The sequence below is a fragment of the Lyngbya sp. CCY1209 genome (assembly GCF_035615495.1).
Lineage (GTDB): Bacteria > Cyanobacteriota > Cyanobacteriia > Cyanobacteriales > Microcoleaceae > Limnospira.
This window is the reverse complement of record NZ_JAJENU010000419.1, coordinates 1-10,833: the sequence shown is the minus strand read 5'-3', so window position 1 is coordinate 10,833 and position 10,833 is coordinate 1. Positions and strand designations below refer to the sequence as shown.

The window sequence follows — 10,833 nt, the reverse complement described above, 5'->3', positions numbered from 1 at the left end:
AGAAACCATTTGTAAAATTGTCTAGCCCCCAAACCCCCAATACTGGGGGCTTTGAGTCGATCAATTTTTCACGAATCATTTCACACTGCTATAGAAGAAACTTTGAATACCTGCGGTGACAGCCATGCGTTTCCTCAACCCCAAAACCGATTTTGCCTTTAAAAAAATCTTCGGTTCCCAACAGAGTAAACCGATTTTGATCGATTTCCTCAACGCCCTCCTCTACGAGGGGCGAACCGTCATCGAAGATTTGGAAATTATCGACCCGTACCAAGCCCCGCAACTTCAAGGGATGAAAGACACCTTCCGGGATGTCAAAGCCCGCATCACGGGCAATAAAACGGTCATCATTGAAATGCAAGTTCTCAACGTTTTGGGATTCAAAAAACGGGTGCTTTATAACTTATGCAAAGCCTTTTCAATGCAACTGGATTCGGGACAAGGTTACGACCAAGTGAATCCGGTGATAGCGTTAACAATTACCGATTTTGAGATGTTTCCAGACCGTCCCAAAGTCATTTCCCATTATCAATTAAAAGAGCGAGAAGATGCAACGGATTATTCCGAAGATGACGATATCAAACTGGTGTTTGTGGAGTTACCGAAATTAAAAAAACCCCTCGAACAGTTGGAAACGGTGACGGATAAATGGATTTATTTTCTCAAAGAAGCGGGAAGTTTAGAAATCATCCCCGAGAATTTAAACGAACCGGCCACATTGGAACGGGCGTTTCAAATTGCCCAGTTGAGTTTGTTAAGTCGGGAAGAGTTAGATATTTTTGAACGCAAACAGCTTTTCCTACAAGACAGCCGCAATGCCATATTGAAAGCGGAACAGGATGCTTTACAGCAAGGTATGCAGCGAGGAATACAGCAGGGATTGCAACAAGGATTGCAAGAAGGATTGCAGCAGGGAGAGAAGCAAAAAGCCGAAGCGATCGCGCGATCGCTCCTCGATATTTTACCCATCGAAACCATCAGCCAGACGACGGGACTCAGCGTAGAAGAAATCCGGCAATTGAGATAATAATTTTGGGAGGAACCCACCGGGACGGCGACCCTCGCCCAGGAAAGGCCAAATCGAGCGATCGCACCGTATTCTGCTTTGCGCTGCTATATAATCATTTTTAGAGTCTTACTCAATCCATATCATGGCTAAAGACCTATTTCATGATGCCGTGAAAAATGCCTTAGAAAAAGGAGGTTGGCTCATTACCGATGACCCCCTAGAAATCAAGACCGGTGGTGCTACCGTAAAAATTGACCTGGGAGCCGAACAAATCCTAGCCGCAGAACGAGATAACGAGAAGATTGCCGTTGAAATCAAAAGCTTTCTTGGCTCCTCTAACATTTATGAATTTCACTCAGCCGTAGGGCAGTTCATAACCTATCGAATTGCCTTACAAGTCGAACAGCCAGAACGCACTCTTTATCTAGCCGTTCCCCTAGATATCTACCAACAATTCTTCTCTCTTCCATTTGTACAACTCGTTGTCGATCGGTGTGAAATTGCGTTAATTATTTATGATGCCGTTGAAGAGGTGATTTCAGAATGGAAAAAATAGAGCGCTATCGTTCCTATATCCAAGAACTTTTAACCGAACACGCCAAACCGTTTAAATCGGAGGGTGAAGCCCAAACGGAACTGATTTTTGATCTCCAACGCGACCATTATCAAGTCGTGCATACGGGCTGGAAAAACCGCAGACCTCAGTATGGATGTACTTTACACTTGTCGATTAGGAAAGACAAAATTTGGATACACCATGATGGAACAGAAATGGGTATCGCCAATCAGCTCGTCGAAAAAGGAGTGCCTAAATCAGATATTGTTTTGGCTTTTCGCGAACCTTTAATGCGTCCCTACACGGGATTTGCTGTTAATTAATTGGCAAGGTGGGCAATGCCTACCCGACTGAACCGGCTCGATATCTTACCCATCTAAACTATCAGCCAGACGACGGGACTCAGCGTGGAAGAAATCCAGCAATTGAGGGAATAATTTTGGGAGGAACCCGTCAGGACGGCGACCCTCGCCCAGGAAAGGCCAAATCGAGCGATCGCCACCCGAACCCTCACCCCCGAACCCTTCCACACCGACAGTGCCTCCCAACCGCCCCAAGTCGTCCCCATTCCCGACAATCCGACCCTGATCGCCCCCGCTGACTGGCTTTCACCCCCAAACTGGGGAACTTTACACCACCGTCAACGAACGGAATGGACTCGGGGATGATTGAGTCCCCGACTATCTGGCCCGCCTGCAATTTGGCAAATTTTACGGTTGGCTTTATGCTTATTTAAATTGATGATTGTCAATTCTTCCCGATTCCCGATTCCCGACTCCCAACTCTCTCTAATTGGCTGTGAATGAATATATTTATCAAGTTGGTGGCAGTCTTCCGACTGACCATTTTAGTTACGTCGAACGTCAGGCGGATGGCGAACTTTACGAAGCCCTGACGCGGGGCGAGTTTTGTTATGTTTTCAATGCCCGACAGATGGGAAAATCCTCCTTGATGGTGCGATCGCGGCACCGTCTCGAAGCCGATGGGGTGAGATGCGTCACCCTGGACATGACCCAGGTGGGCGGGGAAATGATCACGCCGGCACAGTGGTACAAAGGGGTGGTTGTCAACCTGTGGTTCGGTCTGAAACTTCGCAAGCAATTTGATTATAAAAAATGGTGGTCTGAGACGGAGGGGCTGTCCCTCATCCAGCGGTTGAACCAGTTTATCTTTGAAGGGGTTTTGAGTCAATTTGAAGGGGAAAATATTGTCATATTTGTCGATGAAATTGATAGCTTATTGGGGTTGGATTTTCCCACGGATGATTTCTTTGCTTTCATCCGATTTTGCTACAATCAGCGGGCGACCAATGGGGCTTACAACCGCCTCACGTTTGCCCTGTTCGGCGTGGCGACTCCGGCCGACCTGATCCGCGATCGCACCCGCACCCCCTTCAACATCGGCACCGCCATCAAACTCTCCGGATTCACCGTCGAAGAAGCCGAACCTTTAGCCGTGGGTTTGGAGGCTAAATTCGGCTGCGGAAAAGCCCTGCTTCGAGAGATTATCCGATGGACGGAAGGACAGCCATTTTTGACGCAAAAAATTTGCAAATTGATGATGCATTTCGTCCCCCAAACGGAAACCCACGGAAAATTACAAGGATTAGAAGCATTTTGGATCGAATCGATCGTCCACCGCCACATCATCGATCGCTGGGAATCCCAAGACGAACCGGAACACCTCAGAACCATCCGCAATCGCCTCTTTTACTATCCGCAATTCACCGGAAGATTGCTGAGTTTGTATCAACAAATTTTACATTTAAATTCCATCAAAGCGGACGACTCCCGAGAACAGATCGAACTCCTCCTCTCGGGATTGGTCGTCGAACAAGATGGCAAACTGAGCGTTAAAAATCCCATTTACAAAGCCATTTTTAATGAAACCTGGGTGCAGCAGCAACTCACCCAACTCCGACCCTATTCCCAAACCTTTGAGGCCTGGATTCACTCCGGAAAAACCGACCCCTCCCGACTGCTGCGGGGGCAGGCGTTGAAAGATGCCCAGCAGTGGACCCAGGGCAAAAGTTTGAGCGATGCGGACTATCAATTTTTGGCTGCTTCCGTCGATCGCGATCGCCAAGAAGTCCAACACGCCCTGGAAGCCGAACGGGCAAAAGCGATCGAAGTTAAACTCCTCGCCGAACAACAAAAGCGCCTCCAAGAAAAGAAAAATGCTCGACTACAGCGGCTGTTGTTGGGGGCCGTTAGTGGCGCCTTTATCATCACATTTGCCCTCGGTTTGGCGACCTTTTGGCAGTACCGAAAAGCCAAAATCAGCGAAATTAAAGCCCTCACCCAATCCTCGGAAAGTCTCCTCGCCCTCGACAAACCCCTGGAAGCCCTTTTACAAGCCATCAAAGCGACGCGATCGCTCCAAACCCTGCGATGGTCCGACCCCGAAATCAAGTCGGAAGTGCAATCGGTCCTCTGGCAAACCACCTACAGCATTCAAGAAGTCAACCGATTTTCGGGACACACCAGTTCAGTTATTGACGTTAACTTCAGTCCCGACGGTCGCCTGATCGCCTCTGCCAGCCAAGATCGGACGGTCAAACTCTGGAAGCCAGACGGCGAATTATTCGCGACCCTCGCCGGGTACGAAGATGAATCCTTTCGCTTCAATTTCAGTGCCGACGGTCGCTTTATCGGCACTTCCGGCCGGGATGGAACCATCAAAATCTGGCAAATTCATGCCACAAGTGCGACGCAATTGGCTTCCTGGAGAGCCCACAAACAATCCACCATGACGGTGGCCATCAGCCCGGACAATCGCACCGTAGCATCCGTTAGCATCGACGGAGAGGCAAAATTATGGACGATGGAGGGAAAATTACTCAAAACCCTGGCCACACCGGGGGAAGAACTTCGGGAAGTCATCTACAGTCCGGATGGTAAGCTGTTGGCGATCGGGGGTGGGGAGTTGGAGAACAATAGCTTGATTCAACTGTGGACTGCGGACGGGACGCTATTGAAAACCCTCAAGGAACATGAAGATCAGGTGATGGCGATCGCATTTAGTCCCGACGGCCGGCGGATGGTGTCCGCGAGTCGCGACAACACCCTCAAGATCTGGAATTTGCAAGGGGAAGTCCTACAAACCCTCGTCGGCCACGAGGATGGCGTTTGGGATGTTGCTTTCAGTCCGGACGGGGAATATATCGCCTCTGCCGGTCGCGACCAAACTGTTCGGCTGTGGAAAAAAAGCCGGGTGGACGGAACCTATCACGCCGACCAAGTTTTTTACGGCCACGAAGGAGAGGTGGCGGGGGTGTCCTTCAGTCCGGACGGCCAGACGGTGGTATCGGGTAGCTGGGACCGGACGGTGAGACTCTGGAAGACCCGCCACCCCCTGATGGTCAGCTATCAGGCCCATGCGGATGAGGTCTGGGATGTGGTGTTCAGTCCCATCTCGGACGCGATCGCTTCGTCCTCCGCTGACTTCACGATCAAATGGTGGAACCGGGAAGGAGATCTCCTGCAAACCTTGACGGGACATACCGGAAGGGTCAATAAACTGGCTTTCAGTCCGGACGGAAAATGGTTGGCGTCCACCTCCAATGACGCGAGTGCCAAACTCTGGCGGACGGACTTTGAAATTCCGGGATCGGATGCCGCCGAGAAAACCTTCGCCGGACATCAAGGGGGGGTTTGGGGCGTTGACTTTACCCCCGACGGCCGACAACTGGTCACGGCGAGTTGGGACAATACCGTGATTCTGTGGAACCTTGACGGGCAGATCGAACATTCCTTCGACGAACACGGCGGGGGAGTTTGGGGCGTTGATGTGCGATCGGATGGGGAGATGATCGCTTCTAGCGGCCACGATAATACGATCAAACTCTGGCGTTTGGATGGGACTTTGATCGACAGCCTCACCGGACACCGGGACGGGATCTGGACTTTGGAATTCAGTCCTGACGGCAATTATATCGCCTCCGGAAGCCGCGATCGCACCGTCAACTTGTGGCAACTGAACTCAACCGGAGACAGCTACAATTGGGATCGAACCCTATTCGGCCACCGGGGGAATGTGATTGAAGTTGCCTTCAGTCCGGATGGTCAGATGATCGCTTCCGCCAGCGACGATCGCACGGTGGGAATCTGGAATTTGCAGGGCGATCGCATTCGCCAGTTGGGGGGACATCGCAGTTTGGTGAGAACGGTTGAGTTTAGCCCCGATGGCACAATTCTCGCTTCGGGCGATCGCGATGGAACGATCATTCTGTGGAATATCAACCCCATCCTGAACCTCGACACCCTCGAATATGCCTGTGATTGGGTGCGGGATTACCTGCGGCATAATGCCCGGTTAGAAGAGAGCGATCGTCGGCTTTGCAATTGATAATTGATAATTGATAATTGATAATTATAAAAATTGGCGATCGGGGGGGGTTGACGGGGGCGGGGATTTTTGATAAAATTGAAGTATCTTCTTCATAATGGGAGTGGTTGCGAAAATAAAATTTTTGTCACTATTTCCATTATGAGACAATCATAGCACGGCGGAAGTTTTAAATCAAACAATTCGGCAAAATTTAAATTTTTTTTTATATTTTGGGGATGCCGAAAAGCGATCGTCTGAGACAATAGAGCAGTGTGAAGTCATTCTGAAACAGATCTGGCCCCCAAACCCCCAATTCTGGGGGCTTTGACCCTGTAGTTTTCACTGATCATTTCACATTGCTATATTGCTAGATTTGGGGAACTTGCCGATGGATTTACCGTCTTTTTTGTGGCTGTGGAAGATCGCGGCTTGGTCGATGGGGCTTTCGGTCACGGCCTACCTGTTGCTGGCGGTGACGGGGGGTTGGATGTTCTACTCCCGCAAGACGAAACAACCCCGTCCCTCCGGACTGCGAACGACCCATTATATTGTCGGCGGCACGATGGTGGCGTTGGTGTTATTATTGCTGGCGATCGGCATTGTGGGCACCCTGGGACAGTACGGAAACCTCGGCCACTCGGTCCACCTCCCGGCGGGGTTGACGGTGGTGGGTTTAGTGTTGCTGTCTGCCTGGAGTGCCACCCAAATCGGGCCGAAAAAACCCTGGGCGCGATCGCTCCACATCAGTACCAATATCGTGTTATTCTTAGGTTTTGCGATCGTCTCCCTCTCCGGCTGGGTCGTGGTGCAGAAATATCTACCTTGACCGAAGCGATCGGCTAAAATAAGTTCATATCCATTCGTTGTAGCGCTTTAGCGCCTTTCTCTGGGGGGCTAAAGCCCAACAACTGTGAAAATCCGTTGTAGCGCTTCGGTGCCTTTCTCTGGGGGGCTGAAGCCCAACAACTCACTGATATTTAATCATGAAAAAGTATCTGATATTGGGGAGTGCTTTAATTTTATTTTTATCCCTCCCCGTTAGTTGTACAATTCCCGAGAACGAACCCGAACAATTGGGGGCGGGCGATCGCGCCGTCGCCCAAGAACAGAATCAAAATTTAGATCGGCTATTTCCCCCCGATGCCACCCTCGAAAAAGTGGCGGAGGGGTTCAAATTTATCGAGGGACCCGTCTGGCATTCGGACGGATTTTTGCTGTTCAGCGACATTCCCGCCGACCGGATTTATCGGTGGAAACCCGACGGGGAATTGACCGTATTTCGACAGCCCTCCGGCAAAGCCAACGGCAACGCCCTCGACGACCAAAATCGGTTGATTACCGGCGAACACGATAACCGTCGCGTCTCCCGCACCGAAGCGGACGGAACGATCATGACTCTCGCCGATCGCTACAATGGAAAACGCCTCAACAGCCCCAACGATCTCGCCCTCCACTCCGACGGCAGCATCTATTTCACCGATCCGCCCTATGGCATCAAATCGGAACAGGAAGAATTGGGATTTTACGGAATTTATCGCCTCGCCCCGGACGGAGAATTGACCTTACTCAACGATGAGATGATCCGCCCCAACGGCATCACTTTTTCCCCGGACGAATCCCAACTTTATGTCAACGATTCCCAGGAGGGATACATCCAAGTTTTTGACGTGGGAGAAGATGGCACGTTGGCGAATGGGAGACGCTTTGCGGAACTCAAAGATCCGGATCTCTCTGGTGTCCCTGATGGCATGAAAGTGGACGGTGAGGGTAATATTTACAGTACCGGACCTGGCGGCGTGTGGATATTTTCGCCGGACGGGGAGCGACTGGGTATTATCAGAGTGCCGGAAACCGCCGCCAATTTGGCTTGGGGCGATCGCGATCGCCGCACCCTTTACATCACCGCAACGTCTGGATTGTATCGAATTCGTCTGAATCGGGAGTAGAGAATGGGGAGTCGGGAGTCGGTATTAGGGAATGGGGAATAGGGAATAGGAAATCGGGAATCGGGAATGGGGAATAGGGAATGGACGAATGCCAGGGAGTCCCTACTTTTTTTGTGTGGGGAAAGTGCGATCGCATCCTCAACCGTTCCGGGAAGTGGTACAACTGATTGAAGTGATCGATGGGGTGCGATGCTCGAATCCGGCCCGATCCCACATTTTCAAATTTTAGGAACTTCCCACCTCGCGCATTTTTTTCATGAACGGCAACAGTTTCGGACGCTTGTGGATTTTGACGCTCACGCTTTCCGCCATCGGGGGGATCTTGTTGCCGTTGGGGGCGATCGCGACACCCGGCCCGAATCCAGACACCTGGAACCAACTTCAACAATACAGCCAGGAAGGACGAAAACAGAAATCCCGACAGTCCCAAGTCACCTCGGTTTCCCAACTCTCGGACGTCCAACCGACGGACTGGGCTTTTGAAGCGTTACAATCCTTGGTGGAACGGTTCGGCTGTATCGCGGGCTATCCCGACGGGACCTTCAAGGGAAATCGATCGCTGAGTCGGTACGAATTCGCCGCCGGAGTCTACGCCTGTGTTGATCGCATCGAGGAATTGATCGAAGCCGGAACCCGCGATCGTGTCACCCAAGCCGAATTACTGGCCCTCAAACGACTGCAAAACGAATTTGCGGCGGAATTGGCCCTGTTGCGGGGCGATATGCGGGGTATCGATGTCCGCCTCGACGAAATAGACGACAATCAATTTTCCGTCACCACCAAACTGCGGGGGGAGGCGATTTTCGCCCTCACCGATGCCTTCGGGGAAGATACCGGATCGGATCAAACTGTCTGGCAAAACCGAGTCCGCCTCGACTTCAACACCAGTTTCACCGGACGGGATCTGTTACTCACCCGCCTGGAAAGTGGGGACGCCGAACCCTTCAACGGGGGCGTCATCGGCCAGGGCACCCAGACATTTAATATAACGGACGATACCGATAACTCCGTGCGGTTGGCGAGATTATTGTACCAGTTCCCCGTCGGCGATCGCCTCAATTTCACCCTCGCCGCTAAGGGTGCCACCTGGGATGATTTCGTCCCCACCCTCAACCCCTACCTCGACGACTACGACGGCGGAAACGGTTCGCTGAGTGCCTTCGGACAGCGGAACCCCATCTACCGCCTCGGGGGAGGCACCGGGATCGGGATTAACTATCAGTTCGGCGATCGCAGTTTTGCCAGCATTTTCGGCCCCACTTCTCTATCCGTGGGCTATTTGGCCGCCGGCGCCGGGGATGCAACGGCGGGGACGGGACTATTCAACGGCGATTTTTCGGTTCTGGCCCAACTGACCGTCACCCCGGCGGATACGGTTCAATTCGCCCTCACTTATAATTACACCTATTCCACTCCGGGAAATTTCGGTTTCGATAACGGAGAGCAAAATGGCCCCGTATTCGATCGCACCACCGGAGAAGTCCGTATCGACGCCTTCAACGGCTATGCGGGCACCGGTATTGCTAACTCCCTCTACGGTTTGACGGAGGGGCTCAATCCCGCCGGTATCGCCGCCCCGGTTTCGAGCAACTCCTACGGGGTACAATTGGCTTGGCAAATTAGCCCCCGAGTGATTTTGGGCGCCTGGGGGGGCTACACCGCAGCCCGGGCGATCGGGGTGGGGGACGGCCAAATTTGGAATTATGCCCTGACGTTGGGACTCCCGGATTTGTTTCGGGAAGGGAGTTTGGGCGGCATCGTCGTGGGACGGGAACCGTACCTGGCCCATCTGGACGGGGAGTCGGGACGGGGCCTTCCCAACGATGGGTCCTGGCATTTTGAGGCGTTTTACCGATATCAGTTGACTGACTATCTGTCCATCACCCCTGGTATCATTTGGATAACCAACCCCAACCAGAGCGATCGCAATGATGACCTGGCGATCGGAACCGTGAGAACGACCTTTGCATTTTAGGGGGGGTGCGATATTTTTGAGTGATTTGTCATCGGATATACAGACATTGGTTACAATGAATTGTATACCAACGGTTGCGATCGGGGATCGGCGGCATTCAGCGATCCCCGACGGCCGTAACCGCCCCCGTCACCCCGGGAAAGTCATGGGGATCAATAAAAACTTTACAAATCGTAAGGAAGATTTCGGGCAAATTCACAAATTCCTCATCTTTTCTCTTTAAGCTGTGAAGACAGATAGAGATGAAAGATTTTAGAAGGAAGGTTTAACGATGTCTCAAGTCTTCGATTCCGTTCCCTCGGCTTATACCAATACAATTTTGTGCTACTACAATAATTCCACCACCCAACTACAGACCCTGCGCGTGACCAACATCCCCGGGTGGTACTTCGAGCGGATCGTGTTTCCGGGCGAACGGTTGCTGTTTGAAGCCGTCTCGGAAGCCCAACTCGAAATTTACCCCGGCTGTCGGGTGATTCAAAATTTGGCCCGGTTAGTCCCCTGCTGGCAACTGGCGGTCCAAGAGAGCGAACCGGCGAAATCGAAAACCGCCGTCTGCTCCGCATGAGTTTGAACTCTCCTTTCCCTTCCCTTCCAGTTTCCGCCAGTCTGATCGCAATCGTCGAGTTGGGTGAAATAATATCTGATGAGTAACTGTCCTTGTTGTTCGACCCCCTTGCTCCCCCACATCCGCCACGGCAAAGTCCACTGGTTTTGTCCCTCCTGTTGGCAAGATATGCCCAACTTCTCAACCCTCCAACAGGCGATCGCCGATGCCCACCACCGACAAAAACGGGCCGCTCTCCCCGATATCTCGGATTTTACCCTGAAAAGCGACCCAGTAGAATTGGGGGTGTAGGGGATAATTAACAATTAACAATTAACAATTAACAATTAATAATTGTTAATTTATTCCTGGGTGCCTCTATACTGGGGAGGGTAGTGCGATTCGTTCAGGAACGAAATAGGGCTGAAATGCCCGAAATAACTTCCTGGTAAGGCTTTCATCCCTCTGGAT

At 51.7% G+C, this 10,833-nt stretch carries 10 protein-coding genes; 9 read left to right on the top strand and 1 reads right to left on the bottom strand.

Annotated elements, in window-relative coordinates:
- Positions 1–124 precede the first annotated feature (124 nt).
- From LKE08_RS12560 to LKE08_RS12550, 3 genes are all read left to right on the top strand, one after another.
- Complete coding sequence (locus tag LKE08_RS12560; RefSeq protein WP_324704598.1) at positions 125–1,027, top strand: Rpn family recombination-promoting nuclease/putative transposase; 903 nt, start codon at positions 125–127, stop codon at positions 1,025–1,027.
- Between the two features lie 124 nt (positions 1,028–1,151).
- Positions 1,152–1,565 (top strand): XisH family protein, encoded by a 414-nt coding sequence (locus tag LKE08_RS12555; protein ID WP_324704573.1) that lies wholly within the window; start codon positions 1,152–1,154, stop codon positions 1,563–1,565.
- Positions 1,553–1,888, top strand: coding sequence for a XisI protein (locus LKE08_RS12550; RefSeq protein WP_324704572.1), 336 nt, complete (start codon positions 1,553–1,555; stop codon positions 1,886–1,888). The genes LKE08_RS12555 and LKE08_RS12550 overlap by 13 nt, the downstream gene beginning before the upstream one ends.
- A gap of 53 nt (positions 1,889–1,941) precedes the next feature.
- On the opposite strand, the gene LKE08_RS12545 is transcribed toward LKE08_RS12550, so the two are convergent.
- On the bottom strand, positions 1,942–2,133 hold the full coding sequence (locus LKE08_RS12545) for a hypothetical protein (protein WP_324704571.1): 192 nt from the start codon (positions 2,131–2,133) through the stop codon (positions 1,942–1,944).
- 230 nt (positions 2,134–2,363) lie between these two features.
- On the opposite strand from LKE08_RS12545, the gene LKE08_RS12540 reads away from it, so the two are divergent.
- The 6 genes from LKE08_RS12540 to LKE08_RS12515 all read left to right on the top strand — a co-directional run bounded on the left by LKE08_RS12540 (position 2,364) and on the right by LKE08_RS12515 (position 10,674).
- Positions 2,364–5,912 carry an AAA-like domain-containing protein gene (locus LKE08_RS12540; protein WP_324704570.1) on the top strand — a complete coding sequence of 1,183 codons (3,549 nt, stop codon included), beginning with the start codon at positions 2,364–2,366 and terminating at the stop codon, positions 5,910–5,912.
- 370 nt (positions 5,913–6,282) lie between these two features.
- Positions 6,283–6,720, top strand: a complete 438-nt coding sequence (locus tag LKE08_RS12535; RefSeq protein WP_324704569.1) for a DUF4079 domain-containing protein — start codon at positions 6,283–6,285, stop codon at positions 6,718–6,720.
- Positions 6,721–6,877: 157 nt separating this feature from the next.
- A complete protein-coding gene (locus tag LKE08_RS12530) occupies positions 6,878–7,840 on the top strand; it encodes an SMP-30/gluconolactonase/LRE family protein (protein ID WP_324704568.1) in 963 nt (320 codons plus the stop codon).
- 256 nt (positions 7,841–8,096) lie between these two features.
- Positions 8,097–9,815, top strand: a complete 1,719-nt coding sequence (locus LKE08_RS12525) for an iron uptake porin (protein ID WP_324704567.1) — start codon at positions 8,097–8,099, stop codon at positions 9,813–9,815.
- 271 nt (positions 9,816–10,086) lie between these two features.
- Positions 10,087–10,383, top strand: coding sequence for a DUF1830 domain-containing protein (locus LKE08_RS12520; RefSeq protein WP_324704566.1), 297 nt, complete (start codon positions 10,087–10,089; stop codon positions 10,381–10,383).
- Between the two features lie 78 nt (positions 10,384–10,461).
- Positions 10,462–10,674 carry a hypothetical protein gene (locus LKE08_RS12515; protein WP_324704565.1) on the top strand — a complete coding sequence of 71 codons (213 nt, stop codon included), beginning with the start codon at positions 10,462–10,464 and terminating at the stop codon, positions 10,672–10,674.
- Positions 10,675–10,833: the final 159 nt, after the last annotated feature.